Source organism: Williamsia sp. M5A3_1d (genome assembly GCF_053345315.1).
Window position 1 is genome coordinate 368,497 of the sequence record NZ_JBKEZX010000003.1, and the last position, 19,538, is coordinate 388,034.

Consider the following 19,538-nt stretch of genomic DNA (forward strand, 5'->3'; position numbering starts at 1 on the left):
ATGCAGTTTAGTAAATTATGAGATTCGCGTTCGTGAATTGGGATGTATCAGGCGAGAACGTCTCCACCGAAGATCCGCTCACGGACGATCGTCGCGAGATCCTCGAGGACCTGTACGTGTCCGGTGGTCCACTGCTTTGGCTTGTCGTCCCAGGCGCACAGCGTCCCGATCGCGAGTCCGGTGGCGTCGGTGAGCGGGATGCCGGCGTAGGCGACGACGGTGCCGTCGGCGACGATCGGGTGGTCGGAGAGGGTGGGGTGGACGCGGGCGTCCTCGATGATGAGCGGTGCGCCCGTCGAGACCGCGACCCGGCACAGCGAGCGATCCAGCGAGACGGTCCTGGTCTGCGCGAGTTCGCCGGTGAGACCGGCTGCGCTGCAGAACCATTGCTTCTCGTCGGAGACGAGTGAGACACCCGCGCACGGGACGTCGAGCGCATCCACGGCCATCGCCGCGATGCGGTCGTAGGCGGCGCCCGGCAGGGAGTCCATGAGTCCGGTGTCGAACAGCACCCGGAGTCGGTCGGGATCGTCGATGACCGCGTCGGAGCGGCCGGTCGTGGCGAGCCCGTGCAGACCGGCGCGACGCAACGAGCTGATGGCGGCGGTCAGGTCGGGATCGTCGGAGCCGAGGAGGTCGGCGGCGAGACGAGTCGCGACCGCACGTCCGATGTAGACGTCGAGGTCCTCGCCGGTGGACTGGGCAGCGCGCGTGAGTACCGCGGTGACCACGGGATCAGCAGCGGGTGGTGTGCCGGACATGGAGTTCACGATAGCGAAGAGTCGATGGCGTGAGGGCGGATGTCCACGGGTCTGTGCACGTCGGCAGCGGACCATTCCCATGCCTGCCGGGTCGCCATGTCATGACCCCGACGCCTCCAGAACGGCGATCGGGTCGCGGCAGATGGCGACCAGAGCGGCATGGACGGCGGCGGGCGCGAGGACGTCGGCGTGGAAGGTGGCCGAGAGGGTGCGCGCCCCACCGACCTCGCTGACGAGCAGCGTCAGGGCCTCGGGCCCGTCGGGATCGATCCCGGCGCCGAGTTGCGGGAGCGCCCCCGAAAGGCCGGGCAGGACACCGTCGAAGAGGGGGAGTCGCCCGATGTCGCTGACCGACAGACGTATCCGCGACGACGTGCGAACGGTGGCCGTGAGCCCCGCGCCGGAGTCCGGCGTCCCGCGCTGCAGCCGTGCGCGTGTGGCGTTGATGCCGAGAACGGCCAGCGGCCAGGCGGATTCGGTGGCCGCCCGGACGCGCTGTCGGACCGACGCCGCCGTCACCGGCGCGGGCATCCGGATGGGAAGCGCGATGGCGAGGTTGCCCATGCCGGCGTCGGCGCGCCGCAGGTAGCGCCGACAGTCGACCAGCACCTGCACCACGTCGTCGCTGGCGACGCCCGCGCGCCGCAGCGCCGAGACCCACATGGCGACCGTCGCGGATGCGTCCGAGGCACCGTCCAACGCCGCGACCCGCTCGCGGAGGGCCGCGACACGGTCGGGTGCCATGGTCGCCGAGATCGTCCGGACCTGCCGGGGGTCGACGGCGGCCGGCTCGGTCACGGTGTCGGTGCGGGCGTTGTCGGCGCGCAGCTTGCGGACCTCCGCGAGGCGGCGGGGGTGGCGCAGGACCTGGTCGGCGAGCGCGCGGCGGACGGATCCGGCGGGCGCGTCGTGGGCGAGCGCGGCGTGCACGGCCGGTGGCGCGGAGTCGAGCAGGACGGCCTGCAGCGTGGGCGCCAGGCGCCCGTCACCGAGGCCGTGGGAGTGGTCGACGACGAGGTGGTCGTCGCAGACGGCGACCCGCAACGGCGCCGGATCCTGCTGTCGCACAGAGGTGGCGATCACGCCGAGGCGTCCTCCGGGGGTGTCGGGCAGATCGCGCGGGTCCGTGGGGGTGGCGAGGTCCTCGACGACGAGCGCGTCGGTCCGTCGCGTCCACACCCCGTCGGGGGCGAAGGGGTCGAGCCGCAGCCGCGGCACCTGCGCGGCCACCGACCGCAGGCGGACGGTCAGCAGGTCCCGGTCGAGTCCGGGAACCGGACCGAAGACCGCGATGTTGCGGGAGTTCGCGAGGGCGCGATCGAGCGCACTCGGGCGGTGTTCGCCGATCTCGGTGTCGGGGCGGACGGCCCGACGATCAGAACGCCTCATCGACGACCCCTCGCATGCGGCGTCGGAACTCGGCGCGCGAGAACCCCTGCGCCCACCGTCGGATGGCCTCGCGGTCGAACGCCGAGGGGTCGAACGCGCGCATCGCCTCGGCGAACCGGTCGACAATCTCGTCGTCGGTGCCGGGTTGCACCAGCAGTCCCGTCTCGCCCGGACGCACCGAGTCGAGCGCCCCACCCTCGCCGAGGGCGATGACCGGGGTGCCGGTGGCCATCGACTCCACCGGCACGATGCCGAAGTCCTCGATACCGGGCATGAGCAACGCGCGCGTGCGGCGATGAAGGTCGAGGAGTTCCTCGTGCGGGACCCGGCCGAGGAACGTGGTGCGTGGTCCTGCGATCGCCCGACAGGCCTCCATCGCGCGCCCGTCGCCGGCGACGACGAGCGGGACGTCGGCCACCGCCGCCGCGCGGATCGCGATGTCGGGGCGTTTGTAGGGCACGAGGCGTCCGGCGAGCAGGAAGAAGTCCTCGCGCTCGACCGACGGGTCGGGGGTGAAGCCCTCGGTGTCGACCGGTGGGTGCACCACGACGGCGTCGCGGCCCCACCAGGTGTGGATGCGCTCGGCCACCGCAGACGAGTTCGCGACGATCGTGTGCAGGCGGGGCGCCGCGGCGACCTCACAGCGCCGCGCCACCACCGAGAGCGCGGTGAGGATGCCCGCCCCGACCGCGCCGCCCCCCTCGCCGGCGCGCAGGCTCGCGTCCCACGCCCAGCGTGCGGGACTGTGCACGTACGCGATCACCGGTGCGTCGGTGGCGAACACGACCTGGGTGGCGAACGCGTGGTGGCTGGTCACGACGACCTCGGGCTCGCCGCCCGGACCGCGGAGGTCCATGTGCCGGAACGCGATCGGCATGAACGGCAGGGTCGGGGCGTACGAGCGATGGCCGAGGGCGCGATAGAGACCGTTGAGCCATGTCGTGTGCGGCGGGCCGGGGAGGTCGCGGGGGATGCCCTGCTCGCGGGCGATGGGGGTGTACACACCGCCACGCGGCCACTCGAGGGCGAGTTGTTCGACGACGTGTTCCGATCCCGCGATCTCGGTGAGACGTTCGTGGACGACGGCGACCCGTTCAGTCGGCATCGGAGACCTCCCCTGACCGGCCGCCACGGCGGCCTCGAGCGCGCTTGTGCAGGATCACGTACCGGGTCACCCCGAGGTCGGCGAGCTGGTCGAGGGCGGCGACGGTGGCGGCCCGGTCGCGCCCGCGCGTCGACAACACGATCACCGCGACCACCAGATCGCCGAGATCGGCGGTGCGCCACCACTCGTCCCGCAGGTCGCGGCGCGCCACCTCCTGGGCGTCCTGCTCCGCAGGGCCCGCCGGTACCGCGACCGCCGCGACGTCGGTCTGTTCGCCGAGGAGGACGATCGCCGACCGTCCGCGTCGGTGGCGGTGGGCGAGTTCGCCGTAGAGCACCTTCGACGGATCGACGCGTTCGCCGCCCACCACCTGCAGCCGCGCTCCGCGTCGGTGCGCGATCCGTCGAGCCCAGATGCGGTTGTTCCGATGACCGAGTCGACCCCGGGCGAGGACGAGGAGTTCCGCGGCCACGATGACCGCGACGACCGCCGCGACCAGGCCCTCCGACAGCGGCTTGGGAGAGATGGGTGATGACGACGCGCTGGGCACCGACAGGATCGTCAGCTGGTTGCCGCCCGCGGCCGCGACCTGGTCGCGCTGCGCTCGCAGTTCGGCCAGTCGGACGTCGGATGCGTTGCGGGCGGTGCTGTTGGCGGGCAGGCGCGTGTTGCGGGCCTGTTCGGTGTCGATGGAGGTGTCGATCGCATCGACCCGACGTGAGACGTCGCGTTGGGCGTTGGTCTGATTCGCCTGTGCGACGGCGTCGACCACGGCCCGCGCCACCTGCTGCGCGCCGCCGGGGTTCCCGGCGGTGACGGTGAAGGTGAGCAACGCCGGCGACGTACCGGGGGTCAGCGTGAGGTGGCCGCGCAGAGTGCTGGTGTCCCAGCCGGTGTCGACCTCGGTGAGTGCCTGGGTCAGGACACCGTCGTCGCTCGCGAGCTCCTCGAAGGGCGCCCGCAACTGCTCCACGAACGCATCACCGGCGACGACCTCACCCGAGGTGGTGATCTGTGTGACGACCGACGCCGAGTACTCCTTGTCGACCAGGGTCGAGCGTGCGACGAACACCCCAGCGCCGACGAGGGCGCCGATCACCAGGGCCGGGAGCAGTACCCGGGCCAGATCGCGGAAGTGACCGGCGAGGTCGATGGGCGGTGGTGCGTCGCGATGTGTCGTCGCGGACTCGACGGTCACCGGTGGACTCCTTCGCGTCGTCGCGCGGTGCAGTATTGCGAATCGAAAGTTTGCCAATCATATCGACGGTCGCGACGTCATCTGAGCAATTCCGCGAGCATGGCCGGCAGCGTCACCGACATGTCGTGGTGTTCGGCGACGCGTCGACGGGCGCGGGCCACCATCTGCGCCCGCAGGTCGGCGTCGGACAGGACCCGATCGATGGCATCGCCCAGCGCGACGGGGTCGCCGGGAGGGACGAGCACGCCGGCACCGCCGGACAGGAACTCGGTGGTGCCACCGTGATCGGTGCCGATCACCGGGCGGCCGTACGCCATCGCCTCCAGCACCGACAGCGGCCCGGCCTCGGGTTCGACACTCGCCGAGACGATCACGTCGAACCGGCGGAGCGCGTCGCGCAGGTCGAGATGGCCGAGGAACTCCACGCGGCCGTCGAGATCGGGCTCGGAGGCACGGGCCCGCAGCGCGGCGACGTGGTCGACGTCGCCGGGGAAGTGCCCGCCGGCGAACGCGACGCGCACCCCGGGCAGGTCGGCGACGGCGTCGAGCAGCACGCGGTGTCCCTTCCACGGGGTCAGCAGCGCCAGCATCCCCACCACCGGCGGGGTGTGCAGGGTGTCGGGCAGGGGGTCCACCGGCCAGGCGACGCCGTTGTGTCGGACCACGACCGGTAGGTGCAGTGCCCTCAGCGGAGCGGCGGTCGCGTCGGACACCGCCACCGCGCGCCGGATCCCGCGACGGGCGAGGCGGATCACGGCCCGCTGGCGGCCGGTGACGACGGTGTCGTGGACCAGCCACGACACCCCGCGCGCCCCCGCCGCCGGCCGCGCGGCCGGCAGCGCGTTGAGGGAGTTGACGACCACGGCGACGTCCGGACCGGCGGCCGCCGCACGCAGTCGCCGACCGGTACGCAACCAGCGCGCGACCAGCTGCACGCCGCCGACGAGGCGGGCCGCGCCGCTCTCACCGGTCAGCCCGAGGTGGTCGATCACCAGGTGCTCGACCGTCGGCGGCAGTCGGCCGACGAGCGGGCCCGCCGGACACGCCACCGTGACGCGGTGGCCGTCGCACAGGGCCGCCTGCACGAGGTCGAGCATCACCTTCTCGGCTCCCGACATCTGACCGGAGTGTGCGACGAAGACGATGTGCGGCATCGAGGCCAGTTCGGTCATGGCGTGATCGCCTGCACCTTCGTGTGTCGACCGGGGGCTCGCGCCGCGGCGCGGACCAGGGGCAGGGCGACGAGGCCGACGACGAGCGCCGCCGACACCGACACCACCGGCCAGGGGATGACGCGGGACGCCGGCGTCCCGACCACGCACGCCACGGCGGTCACCGCGGCGAGGGTGACCACCGCACCCAGCGGGAACAGCCCGACGATCGGCAGCGTCCGCACGATGACGATCCACAGCACGACGAGGATCGAGCCCAGCGTCGCGACGGTGGCGATCGCGGCGCCGTCGTAGGACATGCGCGGGATGAGGATCAGGTTCATCACGACGTTGGCCACCAATCCGCCGAGGGCGACGAGGGGGTAGGAGCGGGCGTGGCCCGCCGACGCCAGCAGGTAGATGCCCAGCACGATGAGAGCGGTGAAGGTGGCCCCGAGGACGAGCATCCGTGCGGCGAACGCGCCGACCACGAAGCGGTCACCGTAGAGCAGGCCGATCACCTGTGGCGCCGACGGCCAGAACGCCGCCACCGCGATCGCACCACCGGCGCCGAACGCCGCCGCCGCGCCACGACACCGCCGTCGGAACACCCCCGGCTCCTGCGGCCACGCCGCCACCAGCAACGTCGCGATCGGACCTGCCGCGGCCAGCACGAAGGTGTCGAGGATGTCGGAGAACTTGTAACCGATGCCGTAGATGCCGACCGCGTCGAAGGTGTCGAGGATGCTCAGCAGCAGCATGTCGACCTTCTGCAGGGCGACGGTGAGGGCGAAACCGATGGCCAGCGGGGCGGCGTCGAGGAGCATCGGTCGCCACCGCGCGATCTCGATGTGCCGCGACGGTCGGAGTCCGCCGTCGCGTCGACTGATCCCGACGGCCTTGATGCCCAGCGCGAGGACCTCGTTGACGACCGGTGCCAGCACGAAGATCAGCAGGTAGGGCGCGAACAGGGCGGCGGCGATGGTGAGCGCGAGTTGCACCGTCTGCCCGAGACTCTCGGCCATGGCCGAGAGCACGAGTCGGTGTCGGCTCTGGAACACGACGGTCAGGGCATGGCCGGGGGTCGCGACCACCACGACGAGGCCGGCGATCGCCGTCGCCCGGATGACCTCGCCCGGGTAACCCAGCGCCACCACGTAGATCAGTGCGATGACGTACCCGCCGAGGCCCAGCAACAGTCGGAGCGCGATGAACGCCGAGGAGGTGCGCGCCACCTCCTCGGGATCGTCGACGATGAGGCGCGCCATCACCGCGCGTCCGACGCCGAGGTCGGTGAAGATCGCCATGAGCCCGAGCAGTGCGAAGACGAACGTGTAGTGACCCCACGCCTCCGGCGAGAGGATGCGGGCGATGATGACGCTGCCGGTCCACCCGAGCCCGGCGATCACGACACGGCTGGCCAGCATCGCGCCCGTCGCCCTCGCCGCGGCCCGACCGTCCGACGCCGCGTCCTGCGCCGATCCGAGGTCGGTCGGCTCCGGTGCGACGGCGCGTGGATCGGGCGGCGGGGTCGCCACCCGACCGGCCGATTCCATGCTCACGGCGATCCCGCCCTCATGGGGAGATCCCCTCTCGCCGATACACGTCGACGGTCGCCCGCGCGGTGCGCTCCCATGTCACCGTCTCCATCACCGAGACCGCGGCGCGGCTCAACTCCGCGCGGGCCGACGGATCACCGACGAGCGGTGCCATGGCGGCCACCCAGTCGTCGACGTCGTCGGACGCCACGAGGCGTGCGCCGTCGCCGACCACCTCGGGCAGTGCACCGACCGCGCTCGCGACGACCGCGCCACCGCATGCCATCGCCTCCACCGGCGGTAGGCCGTACCCCTCGTAGTACGAGGCGTAGGCGGTCACCGTCGCCGCCGCGTACAGCGCGGGCAGGTCGGCGACGTCGACGTACCCGAGCCCGACCGCCGAGGCGGGGGCGTCGGGCCCGGTCGACCCGGCGCCCGCGAGGACGCAGGGGATTCCCAGCTCGGCGGCCGCCGCGGCGACCAGCGCGACGTTCTTGCGTGGCTCGACCGTGCCCACCTGCAGGACGAAGCGTTCGGGCAGTCGGTGTGCCTCTCGGACGCGGTCGATGTCGGACTGCGAGGGCGGCCGGGCCCACCCCGCGGGGGCGAGTTCGACGACGTGCGCGTCCCGGCCGGTGACGGCGTGGATGCGCTCGGCGGTGAACGCCGACACCGCGATCAGGACGTCGGCGCGCCGCAGCGAGCGGCGGACGAGGACGTTCTCCCCCGCGGCGCGGAACCGGCTCGACGCCGACGGCATGTCGATCACCGACAGGTCGTGCACCGTCGCGACGGTCGTCGACGGCCCGGCCAGCGGGAGGTCGACGTCGAGACCGTGGAAGACCGACGCCCGCAGCGGGGCCGCGCCGTACACCGCACGGCGGGCGCCGTCGGACACCGGACGCGTGACCGCGGCCATCCCACGCGGCAGCTCCGACACCGCGTCGGATTGGACGAGAGCGGTGGTCGGTGTCGGTGCGAGGAGGTCGGGCATGTGCCTCAGGAGTTCGCGGATGTAGGTCTGGACACCGCTTCCGCCGGGTCGGAGTGCGAGCGCACCGAACGTGAATCCTGCTGTGCTGTTGCGCATCCCACCACTCCCAGGAGAAGCCAAAAATGAAGGTCGAGCGGAAAGATCTCGAAGTAGGTCGCGACGAGGCTCGCGGCCATGGCCGCCACGATCGACGCGCTGACCCCGAGCGCCAACGCCCCGTCGCGCCCGGGCAGGCGGCGCGCGGACTGCACGCACCACACCAGGGCGGTGAGGATCACCGCACCGAACGCCCACAGCCCAATTGGTCCGAGTTCGAGCAGCGTCTTGATGTAGTAGTTGTCGGGTTGGTAGTTCGCCGACGTGGACTGCGTCAGTCCGCCGGCCGACGCCGTGACCGTCTGCGGTGACTGGCCCTGTGCGGTCGAGATGCGGTCGGCGGCAGCGCCGCTGGAGCCCAGGCCGCGGCCCAGGGGGTGCACCAGGATGCTGGAGATGATGTCGCTCCATCCGGCCCCGCGCTGACCGAGGCTGCTGGAGGAGAAGAACACCGACGTCGCCGACGACGGCAGGAACGGGAACGCCGCCACCGCCACCACCAGCAGCGCCCCGAGGGGTGCGAACAGGTGGCGGAACCGGATCACCGCGAGCCAGACGATCCCGACGAGAAGGCCGAGGATCGCCGCGCGGACGACCGAGGTGGCCATGACGACCGCCATGACCGGCGCGAGCCACAGGAAGACACGGTTGCGGCGTCGGCGGGGCTCGGCCAGCGCCACCGCGCCACCGACGAGCAGCCCGACCATCACGTAGAGGCCGAACCCGAACGGCTGGTTGAAGGTGCTGAACGTGCGGAACAGGGGGCCGCTGGTGCGCACCTGGGTGCCGAAGTCGTAGCCGAACGCCACGAGTCGGGCCGGGCCGGCGATCTGCTGCGCGATGCCGACCGCGCAGGCGACGATGCACATGATCATGAGCACGGTGACGAGGTGATCGCGGTCGCGGGCGTCGAACGGTGCCCACCACAGCACCACCAGGATCAGCAGATAGAAGAACGTGACCTTGGCGCCGACCAGTCCGATCGGCCCGTAGACCGCCAGCGCCGACACCACACCGAAGGCGAGGAACACGACGATCGCGGGCCAGTAGGGGATGTGCACCGGCGGTGACGGGCGGCGCACGCCGCGACGCGCGAAGGCGCACACCAGGGTCAGCGCGAGGAGCGCCTCCTTCCACGCGGCCGCGACGCCGGGTACGGGCGCGATCACGAGGAGTCCACTCAACGGGCTGAGCGCGGCGAGCAGCAGGAGGCCGCGCTGAGGGCGCTGCCAGATGAATCGGACCACGACCGCGAGCAGTGCGAAGGCGACGACCGCAGCTGCTCCGTAGGCCACGAGACGCACCACTCACCACCCTTCCTGCGGACCGATTTGCATTCGCTGTTCATCATTGCGAATTATTGGACGGTTCGAGGGAATTCGGCGGGTCGAGACCCAGGTGCCTGTGCGGCCCCCCGCGTACAGGCGATCAGCAGGTCGCGCGGCAGGGAACTCCCAGCGTCGGTTCCTAGCGTCGTGGGTGTCGTCCGGCGAGACCGCCGGGCGACGTGACACGACAACGAAGGTGGGAAGCGATGCGTATCAAGAAGATCCTGATCGGCACGGTGGCCGCGGGCGGTATCGGACTGGCGTCGTTGGGTGCCGGAGCGGGGGTCGCGTCGGCGGCTCCGACCGCCGTCGCGGGCCATCAGCAGACACAGAACCACGAGCAGATCGGCTACTCGGCGCCGTCACGGCCGACCGCGGCACCGGGGCCGGTGCGTCGACCCGACACCCGGCCGTTCGATTTCCGCGGCCAGCGGGTGACCCCGCAGTTCAGCGCCGACCACCACGGGTGGGGCTTCTGGTTCTTCGGCTTCTGGGTGCCGCTGGCCCTGTAGGGCCACGCACCCTGCCTGCGCGGGGCCGGGTACCCACGGGTGCCCGGCCTCGTTGCGGTGCGGGTCGGGTCAGCGGCCGAGGAGTCCGCCGAGCGCCCCGCCCACACCGGACTGCTCGCCCGCGCCCGTGCCGCCGATAATGCCGCCCGGCGGGAGCTCCGACGGCTGCACGATGACGAAACCCTGACCGGAGAACGACAGCGTGAACCGCTCGCCGGTGCTGCGTCCGATGAGCGTTCCGAGGTTGAACGAGTCGTTCTGCTTCACCCCGGTGCGCAGGCTCGACGACCACGCCACGGCTGCCTGCGGGTCGGCGTAGGTGGGCTGGTCGACGTTGAGCACCACCGGCGTGCCGTCGGTGGTGATCGCGATACGGCCGCGCCCGGTGAACACGCAGTTGAACAGTCCGGCGTTGCTGGCCATGGCCGCGCCCTGCACCCGCGCGATGTTGTAGGTGAGCGTCGATTCGAACGCGAGCACGTTCGCGCCGTTGATGGTGAGGCCGTCGGTGCCGTCGAGATCGATGAGGTGGACATCGGTGGATGCGTTGGCGAGGAACAGATCTCCGCGCCCGACCACCTTCATCAGCGGCACCCCCTCTCCGGAGAGCCGCTGACGGATCATGTTGCCGATGCCGCCCGAACCCTGCGCCTCGAACTTGAGATCGCCCTGGTAGGCGACCATCGACCCGGTCCGCGCCATCACGTCGCCGTTGAGCGCGACCTTGCACATCTTGCTGCCCTGCTTCTGGATGCCCGGCGCGCCGGCCTCGGCGTACTGGGGGGCGAACAGTTCGCTCTGCATGGGAGGTCCTCCGGGGGTCGAGACCATGGATGGGGCGGGTGAATAGGTCGATTGCGGCGTGGGTGCGGTGGGCGGTGGCGTGGGGGCGACGGGCGTCGGCGGGGCCTGCGCGGGTGCGGGCGGTGCAGCGGCAGGAGGTGGCGCCGGTTCGTCGTCGATGTCGATGCCGAAGGCGGTCGCGATGCCGGCGAGACCGTCGTCGTAGCCCTGACCGACGGCCCGCACCTTCCAGGCATCGTTGCGGCGATAGATCTCGACGCACACGAGCGCAGCCTCGGTGGTCAGCCCCGACATCGCGAAGGTGAGCGGTTCTCCGCTCGAGTTCACCGTCGCGGTGATCTCGCCGGCGCCGGCGAAAGTGGCCGGTCCCGAACCGTCGAGGCTCGCCGTCACGACCACGGTGCTCACATCGGACGGCAGGGCGGCGGTGTCGACCGCGACGACGTCACCTGCGCCGCGACCGTGGCGGTATTCGACGCCCGGCCCGACGGGGTTGTTGAAGAACACGAGGTCGGCGTCGGAGCGGACTTTCCCGTCGTCGCCGAGCAGCAGGGCGGAGACGTCGACGGAGTTCGCCGACGTGACGGTCACGGCCACCGCCGATGCGGGCAGTGGACGGTTCTCACCGCGGGCGAGCGCGGTCACGATCGGTTCCCCATCACGGGCGCCAGTCTTCCAGAGTCGTGGCCCGGTCGGTCGGGTGAATCGGGGGCCGGTGTCGGGCTACTTCTTCTCGCAGGCGATGCCGTCGTTGTCGCGGTCGAGACGCTTGTTGAGCTGATACGTCGCGCGGTCGGTGGTGAAGTTCGTGACCGGGCGCTTGCTGCCGGAGACCTTGTCGCGCGCCCCGGGCAGTCCGACGCCGTGGGAGTAGCTCTGGTTCAGCTGTGCGCAGTTGCTGAATCTGGCGGCGGCCGATGCAGGTGCCGCGGTGACGACCGTGCCGATTCCCACCGCGAGCGCCATGCCCGAGACGAGGATCAGGTGGTGTGGTGCGGTCCGGTTCATCGGGGGTCTCGCTTTCGTCGTGGATGCGACCCGAAACGTAGCCTCTCCGCGCTCGTGTGCCGGCCGATCGATCGCGCTGTCGTGTGATCGGCTGATAGGTGCAGCGGGTCAGGCGCTGGTCGACACCGGGGCCGTCGCCGTGACCGCGGCGAGGATCTCCGGGCCGCGCTCGGCGACGAGGGTGACCGCGCGGCGATGCGCGAATGTCAGCAGCGGAATCGCGATGACCAACTCGACCACCACCGAGAGATAGGACAGTGGACTGTCGAGGAGCAGCCCGATCGCGATGCCGGGGGAGCACGTCAGGGCCATCGCGGGGATAGCTGCCAGCGACCATCGCACGCTGTTCCCCGACATCGATCCACGCGAGTTCATCGACGAGACGGACGACCCCGGAGGCACCCGATAGGGAGCGAGGGCGGGGAGCAGGGCGGCGACCGCCGCCGCGATCGCCGCGCCGCCGACGATGACCGACACCGCGACCGGCCATGTGGCCGGGTCGGTGTGTCGCACGGTGCGCGCGACCACGGTGCCGACGACGCCGACCGCCAGGGCCAGCGTCGCCGCCAGCGTCATGCGGGCGCGAATGACCAGCGCGGCCGCCGCCGGAGCCGTGATCAACACCGCGAACGCCCACCGGTCCAGACCGTAGGTGTTCGCCAGCATCGACCCGCACATGAACACCACGAGCGGTGCGCCGAACTGCATCCCGTAGATGTCGGAGCCCGAGAGCATCAACACGATCCCGATCACGATGAAGGCCAGCGGCAGGATGGCGAGTCCGAGCCGCTGCGGATCGGTGACGAGCATGCGGGCCTCGGTGCGCAGCACCAGCAGCGTCGGCGATGCGGTGACCCGCCGCGACCTCTCATCACGTCGCGAGGCCGAGGCCGCCGAGACCGCGTCGGAGTACATCGCCTGATCGATGCGTCGCGACCACGACGCGTAGAGGCCGGCGGCGGCGAGGACGAGGCCCACGATCACCAGCACCGCGAGCCACCACCGACCCGCGGCGATCGACTCGCCGGCCACGACCGGCCAGCCGGTCGGCACCACGCGTGCGGCCACCTGCAGTGGGTGGTTGCGCGGATCGATGATGCCCTGCGACAGCAGCAGGTACACCACATAGATCGCCGCCACCGCCAGCACGCTGGTCACCGTGGCGACGATGCGCCCGGTCTGCGAGCGCATGGCCTGCGCGAAGGCCAGCCCCACCACGCGTGAGCCGATCACCCCGAGCGCCGCGGTGGGCGGTATCGCGACCACGGCGACGACGATCGCGGCCACGTCGAGGTCGGGCTCGGTGGCGATCGCGAGCGGCACGAGCAGCAGCGCGACGATGGCGAACCACAGCCCGGGGCCGCGCACCATGGCGCGTCCCGACGCGGTGCGCAGCGCGGCCGCCGACACCGGTAGGTGCCGGACATCCTGCGGCGCGACCCCCGCGGGTCGGGTGGCGACGAGCGGAGCTATCGCGAGTGCCCCGATCACCACGAGCGAACACAGGGCCGCGGTCGTGCGTCGGGACGCCCCGACGTCGGTGGCCATCGTGAGGCCCACCATCGCGACCAGGAGGAGGAAGGCGAACGCGCCCACCAGTATCCGTAGGCCGTTGGGCGTCGGGGAGGACCGTCGGATGGCGCGGTCGAGATCGAGGAGCGCCGCGACGGTGTCGCGGGTCGGCGGAGACGAGGGTGCGGCGCTCATCGTCCGCCGGTCCCGCCGTCGAGCCAGTCGAGTCCGGGTGCGGCGGTGTCGGGGCCGCCCGTCGCGGATCTGCCCACCGTGTCGACGAGGATGGACTCGAGGCTGGTGCCCGCGCGCACGGCGGCGGTTTCGCCCGCGGTGACGAGCCGTCCTTTGTCGAGGATCGCGACGTGCGTGCAGATCTGCTCGATCAGTGACATCGAATGGCTCGAGAGCACCACCGTGCCGCCGGTCGCGGTGTACCGCTGCAGGATCTCGCGGATGGTGACCGCGGAGACCGGGTCGACCGCCTCGAGCGGCTCGTCGAGGACCAGGAGTCGGGGGGAGTGGATGAGCGCGGCGGCCAGGCCGATCTTCTTCTTCATGCCCGCCGAGTAGGAACTGACGGGTTTGTCGGCGCTGCCGTCGATGTCGAACACGGCCATCAGGTCGCGGGCGCGGGTGTCGGCGACGTCGGTCGCGAGTCCCTGCAGCACCCCGATGTGACGCAGGGCCACGTGGCCGGGAAGCGCCTCGGACATCGTGGGCCCGTCGGGGAGCAGTCCGACGCGTCCACGCGCGGCGACCGGATCGGCCCACACGTTGTGCCCGTCGAGGAACGCCGAACCGTGCGACGGCCGCAGCAACCCGGTCGCCATCGACAACCACGTCGTCTTGCCCGCACCGTTCGCGCCGACCAGCCCGTACAGCGAGCCGCGCGGGATGGCCAGACTCACCCCCGTGACCGCGGGGACTCCGTCGTAGATCGCCGTCTTCTCGCCGTAGACCTTCGTGAGGTCGCGGGTCTCCAGTGCTGGGGTCATGGTCCTTCCTCGGTAATGCGACGCGAACGTGTGTTTACTGTGCAAAAGTACTGGATGTCCATCGGGTGCGCTGATTTGATTCTGACCTGCGGTTTCGCCTACCCTTGACCGGTTGCCCGCGGCACAGTTGTGTCGCACACCCGAGCGCGAACCCTTCGCGGCCCTCATCGGCCGTGGTCAGGCGTGCGACGGCGGCAACGGACCGCGTGCGTCGGGTCGGAATCCGGCGTACACACCCACCAGGTCTGAGGAGATCAAACAGTGATCCAGCAGGAGTCACGCCTGCGGGTCGCCGACAACACCGGTGCCAAGGAAATCTTGTGCATCCGTGTGCTCGGAGGCTCGTCTCGCCGGTACGCCGGCATCGGCGACGTCATCGTCGCCACCGTCAAGGACGCGATCCCCGGCGGCAACGTCAAGCGCGGCGAGGTCGTCAAGGCCGTCATCGTGCGCACCACCAAGGAGCGCCGTCGCGCGGATGGTTCCTACATCCGCTTCGACGAGAACGCCGCCGTCATCTTGAAGAACGAGAGCGATCCGCGCGGAACCCGCATCTTCGGCCCCGTGGGCCGCGAGCTGCGCGACAAGCGCTTCATGAAGATTGTCTCGCTGGCCCCGGAGGTGCTCTGACATGAAGGTCCACAAGGGCGACACCGTGATCGTCATCTCGGGCAAGGACAAGGGCGCCAAGGGCAAGGTCATCGAGTCCTACCCCACGCGTAGCAAGGTCCTCGTCGAGGGCGTCAACCGCATCAAGAAGCACACCTCCGCAGCGCAGTCCGAGCGCGGCGCCTCCTCCGGCGGCATCGTCGTCACCGAGGCCCCGATCGACGTCTCGAACGTGATGGTCGTCGACTCCGACGGCAACCCGACCCGCATCGGTTACCGCACCGATGACGAGACCGGCAAGCGCGTGCGCATTTCCCGCAAGAACGGGAAGGACATCTGACATGACCACCACCGAGAACAAGGTGCAGCCCCGGCTCAAGGCGCGCTACCGCGCCGAGATCAAGGACGCGCTGAACGAAGAGTTCAAGTACGACAACGTCATGCAGATCCCCGGCGTGGTCAAGGTCGTCGTGAACATGGGTGTCGGTGACGCCGCCCGCGACGCCAAGCTGATCAACGGTGCGGTCAAGGATCTCGAGCTGATCACCGGCCAGAAGCCGGAGATCCGCAAGGCCCGCAAGTCGATCGCACAGTTCAAGCTGCGCGAGGGCATGCCGATCGGCGCGCGCGTCACCCTCCGTGGCGACCGCATGTGGGAGTTCCTCGACCGGCTCGTGTCGATCGCGCTTCCCCGTATCCGCGACTTCCGCGGCCTGAGCGACCGTCAGTTCGACGGCAACGGCAACTACACGTTCGGTCTCAACGAGCAGTCGATGTTCCACGAGATCAACATCGACAACATCGACCGGCCCCGCGGTATGGACATCACGGTGGTCACCACGGCAACCCTCGACGACGAAGGCCGCGCGCTGCTCCGTCATCTCGGGTTCCCGTTCAAAGACAACAGCGTGAAGGACAACTGACATGGCAAAGAAGGCTCTGGTCAACAAGGCCAACGCGAAGCCGAAGTTCAAGGTCCGCGGTTACACCCGTTGCAACCGCTGCGGTCGCCCGCACTCGGTGTACCGCAAGTTCGGCCTGTGCCGCATCTGCCTGCGCGAGATGGCGCACGCCGGCGAGCTGCCCGGTGTGCAGAAGTCGAGCTGGTGACACCGCAGTACTGACCCAGAGAGGCCCGAGTCCACACGGACTCGGGCCTTTCTGCTGTGATCGTCCGTCTGGCGGCCCACCGCGGTCATGGTGACCACGGTGGGTCCGTGGGCGGACGATCTCGGTGGATCCGATCGGCGCCTCGTGACGTCCAACCCCCTATGGACCACGGGGTGTTCTCGACCGCACAGCTGAAGCAGCGGGGCGCGACTGATTCGCAGATACGCCGGGCGGTGGCCGCAGGTGACCTGGTCCGACTGCGACCGGGTTGGTACGCGCGGCGCACCGCTGATCCGACAGTGGCCGCGGCGGTCCGCTCCGGCGGGGTACTCGGTTGTGTCACGGCCCTGCAGCACCACGGCGTGTGGATTGCGCCCGGTCACGACCAGATCCATGTTCGCCGCAGCAAAGGTCTCCGTGCCGCGACCACCACGGGCTGTCGCGGCATCGGAGCGCCGCCGCCTACCGCCACGGCGCTGGACCCGCCGGCGTATGCACTGGGTTGTGCGGTGCGCTGCATGTCGGCGGAGAACTGGATCGCAGCGTGCGATTCCGTGCTCCAACTCGGGATCGCCGGCCGCGCCGACATCGTGGCCGTACTGGGACCGGGCGGTCGTCACCTGGAGTCCAGATCTGACGGACGATCGCAGTCGGGCACGGAGACCCTGGTCCGACTTCGCCTCCGCGCTCTGGGCTTCGAGGTCGTCGTGCAGCCCGAGATAGACGGGGTCGGAAGGGTGGATCTCAGGGTGGGCAAGCTGCTCATCGAATGCGACAGCAAGGCGCACCACACCAGCCTGGAGAACTACCGCAACGACCGTCGTCGAGACAGGGCGGCGTTGATACGTGGGTGGCTGAAGATGCGTTTCACCTACGACGATGTCGTCTACGGCTGGGACGATACTCTCGACTCCATCCGAGCGATCACGCGCCCGCGCCGGCACCGGATGCGCGACTGACATCGTCCGTCTGGATGTCCACCGTGGTCGTGTTGCCCACAACGGCCCGCAGATCGGACGATCTCCGTAGGTTCGGACGATGACCAAGCTGATCTACGCGGTGTGGGGCCGCGACCTCGCGATGTCGGACACGGTGGCCGATCTCCGTGCCGCGGGGGCGTCGCAGGTGCAGATCAATCTCGGCGGGACACCGGAACTCGAGGGTGCGATGACACTGTCGACGTTCACGCCGCCGATCGACGTCGTGGTGAGTGTGTGGACCGACGGCGACCCGGCTGCGGTGACGGCCGTCCTCGCCGACCGGACCGGACGCGTCGTCGGGTGGGAGGTCACCGAGCGCCGACCGATCGACCCGCCACCGACACCCGACGGTGAGGCGGCCGAGGCGATGGCCAACGTCGCCTTCCTGCGCCGACCGGCGTCGATCGACCGCGACGAGTGGCTCCGGCGCTGGCTCGACGACCACACGCCCGTCGCGATCGCGACCCAGGCCACCTCCGGCTACATCCAGAACATCGTGGAGCGACCGGTAACGGAGACCTCGGAGCACGTCGATGCGATCGTCGAGGAGTTGTTCCCGCCCGCGGCGGCGCACGATCCGCACGCCTTCTACGGGAGCGGGGGAGACGACGCGGAGCTCACCCGTCGCATGACGGCCATGCTCGACAGCGTCGTCCGCATCGGCGCCCACGAGAACATCGACGTCGTGCCGACCCGGCGGACCGTGTTCGGCTCCTGACGTGCGATTTGGCGTGGTCGCCGCTCTTCCCTACACTTGAACGGTTGCCCGGGCTCGGGTGCGCTCTCGCGCGCCCGTCATCATCCGAGGTGACCACACAATTTTCGAACTCTGTCAGCTCGAAATTGCCGGTGGTGCTCACGCACCACCGGAGCACCACCCCTCACCGGCGATCGTCGGTGAGGACATGCACAACACGCTTCGTAGCAGGCCCACGACGTGACGTGAGAGGCCGCCGGACGCCCACAGGGTCGACGACGGAACCGACACGCGCGTGCTGCATGGGAACCGCCACGAGAAAGGTTGACGGTCACTCATGACCATGACTGATCCGATCGCAGACTTCTTGACGCGTCTGCGTAACGCCAACTCGGCGTTCCATGACGAGGTGACCCTGCCGTCGTCGAAGATCAAGGTGAACATCGCCGAGATCCTCAAGCGCGAGGGCTACATCACCGAGTTCCGTACCGAGGACGCGGCGGTGGGCAAGAGCCTCGTCGTCACCCTCAAGTACGGCCCCAGCCGTGAGCGGAGCATCGCCGGCCTGCGCCGCGTCTCCAAGCCCGGTCTGCGGGTCTACGCAAAGTCCACCAACATGCCGAAGGTGCTCGGCGGCCTCGGCGTGGCCATCATCTCCACGTCCTCGGGCCTGCTGACCGATCGCCAGGCAGCCAACCAGGGCGTCGGCGGCGAAGTCCTCGCCTACGTCTGGTAAGGGGCCAACACAATGTCGCGTATTGGAAAGAACCCGGTCGCCATCCCGGCCGGAGTCGACGTGAAGATCGACGGGCAGGCCGTCTCGGTCAAGGGCCCCAAGGGTGAGCTCTCGCTGACCGTGGCCGAGCCCATCTCGATCGCCAACGAGGACGGCACCATCGTGGTGACCCGCCCCAACGACGAGCGCCGCAACCGCTCGCTGCACGGCCTGAGCCGCACCCTGGTGGCCAACCTGGTCACCGGTGTGACCCAGGGGTACACCACGAAGATGGAGATCTTCGGCGTCGGTTACCGCGTGCAGCTCAAGGGCAAGGACCTCGAGTTCGCCCTCGGTTACAGCCATCCGGTGCCGATCGAGGCCCCCGAGGGCATCACCTTCGCGGTGGAGTCCCCGACCAAGTTCTCGGTCTCGGGCATCGACAAGCAGCAGGTCGGGCAGATCTCGGCCAACATTCGCCGCCTGCGGCGTCCGGACCCCTACAAGGGCAAGGGCATCCGCTACGAGGGTGAGCAGATCCGCCGCAAGGTCGGAAAGACGGGTAAGTGACATGACTGAAACCACTGTGAAGACAGCATCGGGCACCAAGCGCGTGCCGGTCGGCAAGGACGTGTCGACCCGTCGTCGTCGTTCCACCGGCCGTCGCCACTTCCGGCTCCGCAAGAAGATCAGCGGCACCCCGCAGCGACCGCGTCTCGTGGTCAAGCGGTCGTCGCGGCACATCCACGTCCAGCTGATCGACGACCTGGCCGGCAACACCCTTGCCGCCGCGTCGACGATCGAGGCCGACGTGCGCAGTGCCGGCGGCGACAAGTCGGCGCAGAGCCGCAAGGTCGGCGAGCTGATCGCCGCCCGCGCCAAGGCCGCCGGTGTCGACACGGTCGTCTTCGACCGTGGCGGGCACGACTACCACGGACGGATCGCGGCACTCGCCGACGCCGCCCGCGAGGGAGGCCTGCAGTTCTGATGACCACCACATACACCAGCACTCTCAGTGCACACGGAAGGACCA

General features: G+C 70.1%; 22 protein-coding genes. 10 read left to right on the forward strand and 12 right to left on the reverse strand.

Annotated features, from left to right (window positions below):
• Positions 1–47 precede the first annotated feature (47 nt).
• The 8 genes from ACLBW1_RS13845 to ACLBW1_RS13880 all read right to left on the reverse strand — a co-directional run bounded on the left by ACLBW1_RS13845 (position 48) and on the right by ACLBW1_RS13880 (position 9,527).
• Positions 48–761 carry a GAF domain-containing protein gene (locus ACLBW1_RS13845; protein WP_447812412.1) on the reverse strand — a complete coding sequence of 238 codons (714 nt, stop codon included), beginning with the start codon at positions 759–761 and terminating at the stop codon, positions 48–50.
• Between the two features lie 99 nt (positions 762–860).
• Positions 861–2,150 (reverse strand): hypothetical protein, encoded by a 1,290-nt coding sequence (locus ACLBW1_RS13850; protein WP_447812413.1) that lies wholly within the window; start codon positions 2,148–2,150, stop codon positions 861–863.
• The gene (locus ACLBW1_RS13855; protein ID WP_447812414.1) at positions 2,137–3,255 is read right to left on the reverse strand and encodes a glycosyltransferase; all 1,119 of its coding nucleotides are present in this window, start codon (positions 3,253–3,255) and stop codon (positions 2,137–2,139) included. The genes ACLBW1_RS13850 and ACLBW1_RS13855 overlap by 14 nt, the downstream gene beginning before the upstream one ends.
• Positions 3,245–4,453 (reverse strand): hypothetical protein, encoded by a 1,209-nt coding sequence (locus ACLBW1_RS13860; RefSeq protein WP_447812415.1) that lies wholly within the window; start codon positions 4,451–4,453, stop codon positions 3,245–3,247. The genes ACLBW1_RS13855 and ACLBW1_RS13860 overlap by 11 nt, the downstream gene beginning before the upstream one ends.
• Before the next feature lie 77 nt (positions 4,454–4,530).
• Positions 4,531–5,625 carry a glycosyltransferase family 4 protein gene (locus tag ACLBW1_RS13865; RefSeq protein WP_447812416.1) on the reverse strand — a complete coding sequence of 365 codons (1,095 nt, stop codon included), beginning with the start codon at positions 5,623–5,625 and terminating at the stop codon, positions 4,531–4,533.
• Positions 5,622–7,160 carry an oligosaccharide flippase family protein gene (locus ACLBW1_RS13870; RefSeq protein WP_447812968.1) on the reverse strand — a complete coding sequence of 513 codons (1,539 nt, stop codon included), beginning with the start codon at positions 7,158–7,160 and terminating at the stop codon, positions 5,622–5,624. The genes ACLBW1_RS13865 and ACLBW1_RS13870 overlap by 4 nt, the downstream gene beginning before the upstream one ends.
• A gap of 19 nt (positions 7,161–7,179) precedes the next feature.
• Positions 7,180–8,232: a glycosyltransferase family 4 protein gene (locus tag ACLBW1_RS13875; RefSeq protein ID WP_447812417.1), complete on the reverse strand. Its 1,053-nt coding sequence runs from the start codon at positions 8,230–8,232 to the stop codon at positions 7,180–7,182.
• Positions 8,142–9,527 (reverse strand): O-antigen ligase family protein, encoded by a 1,386-nt coding sequence (locus ACLBW1_RS13880; protein WP_447812418.1) that lies wholly within the window; start codon positions 9,525–9,527, stop codon positions 8,142–8,144. Before ACLBW1_RS13880 ends, ACLBW1_RS13875 begins: the two co-directional genes overlap by 91 nt.
• 239 nt (positions 9,528–9,766) lie before the next feature.
• Here ACLBW1_RS13880 and ACLBW1_RS13885 point away from each other — a divergent pair, with 239 nt between their 5' ends.
• Complete coding sequence (locus tag ACLBW1_RS13885; protein WP_447812419.1) at positions 9,767–10,072, forward strand: hypothetical protein; 306 nt, start codon at positions 9,767–9,769, stop codon at positions 10,070–10,072.
• A 69-nt stretch (positions 10,073–10,141) separates the two neighbouring features.
• Here the strand turns inward: ACLBW1_RS13885 and ACLBW1_RS13890 are convergent, their stop codons facing one another.
• From ACLBW1_RS13890 to ACLBW1_RS13905, 4 genes are all read right to left on the reverse strand, one after another.
• A complete protein-coding gene (locus ACLBW1_RS13890; RefSeq protein WP_447812420.1) occupies positions 10,142–11,521 on the reverse strand; it encodes an AIM24 family protein in 1,380 nt (459 codons plus the stop codon).
• Between the two features lie 78 nt (positions 11,522–11,599).
• Entirely contained in the window at positions 11,600–11,884 is a 285-nt protein-coding gene (locus tag ACLBW1_RS13895; RefSeq protein ID WP_447812421.1) for an excalibur calcium-binding domain-containing protein, read from the reverse strand.
• A gap of 108 nt (positions 11,885–11,992) precedes the next feature.
• A complete protein-coding gene (locus tag ACLBW1_RS13900) occupies positions 11,993–13,591 on the reverse strand; it encodes a hypothetical protein (RefSeq protein WP_447812422.1) in 1,599 nt (532 codons plus the stop codon).
• The gene (locus tag ACLBW1_RS13905) at positions 13,588–14,394 is read right to left on the reverse strand and encodes an ABC transporter ATP-binding protein (protein WP_447812423.1); all 807 of its coding nucleotides are present in this window, start codon (positions 14,392–14,394) and stop codon (positions 13,588–13,590) included. The genes ACLBW1_RS13900 and ACLBW1_RS13905 overlap by 4 nt, the downstream gene beginning before the upstream one ends.
• 261 nt (positions 14,395–14,655) lie before the next feature.
• On the opposite strand from ACLBW1_RS13905, the gene rplN reads away from it, so the two are divergent.
• From rplN to rplR, 9 genes are all read left to right on the forward strand, one after another.
• On the forward strand, positions 14,656–15,024 hold the full coding sequence (gene rplN / locus ACLBW1_RS13910; protein ID WP_045823676.1) for a 50S ribosomal protein L14: 369 nt from the start codon (positions 14,656–14,658) through the stop codon (positions 15,022–15,024).
• 1 nt (position 15,025) lies between these two features.
• Positions 15,026–15,343: a 50S ribosomal protein L24 gene (gene rplX, locus ACLBW1_RS13915; RefSeq protein ID WP_447812424.1), complete on the forward strand. Its 318-nt coding sequence runs from the start codon at positions 15,026–15,028 to the stop codon at positions 15,341–15,343.
• A gap of 1 nt (position 15,344) precedes the next feature.
• The gene (gene rplE, locus ACLBW1_RS13920; protein ID WP_055792507.1) at positions 15,345–15,926 is read left to right on the forward strand and encodes a 50S ribosomal protein L5; all 582 of its coding nucleotides are present in this window, start codon (positions 15,345–15,347) and stop codon (positions 15,924–15,926) included.
• A 1-nt stretch (position 15,927) separates the two neighbouring features.
• Positions 15,928–16,113 carry a type Z 30S ribosomal protein S14 gene (locus ACLBW1_RS13925; protein ID WP_045823673.1) on the forward strand — a complete coding sequence of 62 codons (186 nt, stop codon included), beginning with the start codon at positions 15,928–15,930 and terminating at the stop codon, positions 16,111–16,113.
• A 173-nt stretch (positions 16,114–16,286) separates the two neighbouring features.
• Positions 16,287–17,072 (forward strand): type IV toxin-antitoxin system AbiEi family antitoxin domain-containing protein, encoded by a 786-nt coding sequence (locus ACLBW1_RS13930; RefSeq protein ID WP_447812425.1) that lies wholly within the window; start codon positions 16,287–16,289, stop codon positions 17,070–17,072.
• A 79-nt stretch (positions 17,073–17,151) separates the two neighbouring features.
• Positions 17,152–17,811 (forward strand): hypothetical protein, encoded by a 660-nt coding sequence (locus ACLBW1_RS13935; RefSeq protein ID WP_447812426.1) that lies wholly within the window; start codon positions 17,152–17,154, stop codon positions 17,809–17,811.
• A gap of 316 nt (positions 17,812–18,127) precedes the next feature.
• Positions 18,128–18,526, forward strand: a complete 399-nt coding sequence (gene rpsH, locus ACLBW1_RS13940; protein WP_045823670.1) for a 30S ribosomal protein S8 — start codon at positions 18,128–18,130, stop codon at positions 18,524–18,526.
• A 12-nt stretch (positions 18,527–18,538) separates the two neighbouring features.
• Positions 18,539–19,075 carry a 50S ribosomal protein L6 gene (gene rplF, locus ACLBW1_RS13945; protein ID WP_045823669.1) on the forward strand — a complete coding sequence of 179 codons (537 nt, stop codon included), beginning with the start codon at positions 18,539–18,541 and terminating at the stop codon, positions 19,073–19,075.
• A gap of 1 nt (position 19,076) precedes the next feature.
• Entirely contained in the window at positions 19,077–19,493 is a 417-nt protein-coding gene (gene rplR / locus ACLBW1_RS13950) for a 50S ribosomal protein L18 (protein ID WP_434214313.1), read from the forward strand.
• Positions 19,494–19,538 lie beyond the last annotated feature (45 nt).

Coding starts and splice junctions, on each gene's coding strand:
- ACLBW1_RS13895 (WP_447812421.1), bottom strand. CDS start 11,884: ATGAACCGGACCGCACCACACCACCTGATCCTCGTCTCGGGCATGGCG.
- ACLBW1_RS13900 (WP_447812422.1), bottom strand. CDS start 13,591: ATGAGCGCCGCACCCTCGTCTCCGCCGACCCGCGACACCGTCGCGGCG.
- ACLBW1_RS13925 (WP_045823673.1), top strand. CDS start 15,928: ATGGCAAAGAAGGCTCTGGTCAACAAGGCCAACGCGAAGCCGAAGTTC.
- rpsH (WP_045823670.1), top strand. CDS start 18,128: ATGACCATGACTGATCCGATCGCAGACTTCTTGACGCGTCTGCGTAAC.
- rplE (WP_055792507.1), top strand. CDS start 15,345: ATGACCACCACCGAGAACAAGGTGCAGCCCCGGCTCAAGGCGCGCTAC.
- rplX (WP_447812424.1), top strand. CDS start 15,026: ATGAAGGTCCACAAGGGCGACACCGTGATCGTCATCTCGGGCAAGGAC.
- ACLBW1_RS13845 (WP_447812412.1), bottom strand. CDS start 761: ATGTCCGGCACACCACCCGCTGCTGATCCCGTGGTCACCGCGGTACTC.
- ACLBW1_RS13865 (WP_447812416.1), bottom strand. CDS start 5,625: ATGACCGAACTGGCCTCGATGCCGCACATCGTCTTCGTCGCACACTCC.
- ACLBW1_RS13885 (WP_447812419.1), top strand. CDS start 9,767: ATGCGTATCAAGAAGATCCTGATCGGCACGGTGGCCGCGGGCGGTATC.
- rplR (WP_434214313.1), top strand. CDS start 19,077: ATGACTGAAACCACTGTGAAGACAGCATCGGGCACCAAGCGCGTGCCG.
- ACLBW1_RS13935 (WP_447812426.1), top strand. CDS start 17,152: ATGACCAAGCTGATCTACGCGGTGTGGGGCCGCGACCTCGCGATGTCG.
- rplF (WP_045823669.1), top strand. CDS start 18,539: ATGTCGCGTATTGGAAAGAACCCGGTCGCCATCCCGGCCGGAGTCGAC.
- ACLBW1_RS13875 (WP_447812417.1), bottom strand. CDS start 8,232: ATGCGCAACAGCACAGCAGGATTCACGTTCGGTGCGCTCGCACTCCGA.
- ACLBW1_RS13850 (WP_447812413.1), bottom strand. CDS start 2,150: ATGAGGCGTTCTGATCGTCGGGCCGTCCGCCCCGACACCGAGATCGGC.
- ACLBW1_RS13855 (WP_447812414.1), bottom strand. CDS start 3,255: ATGCCGACTGAACGGGTCGCCGTCGTCCACGAACGTCTCACCGAGATC.
- ACLBW1_RS13870 (WP_447812968.1), bottom strand. CDS start 7,160: ATGGAATCGGCCGGTCGGGTGGCGACCCCGCCGCCCGATCCACGCGCC.
- ACLBW1_RS13905 (WP_447812423.1), bottom strand. CDS start 14,394: ATGACCCCAGCACTGGAGACCCGCGACCTCACGAAGGTCTACGGCGAG.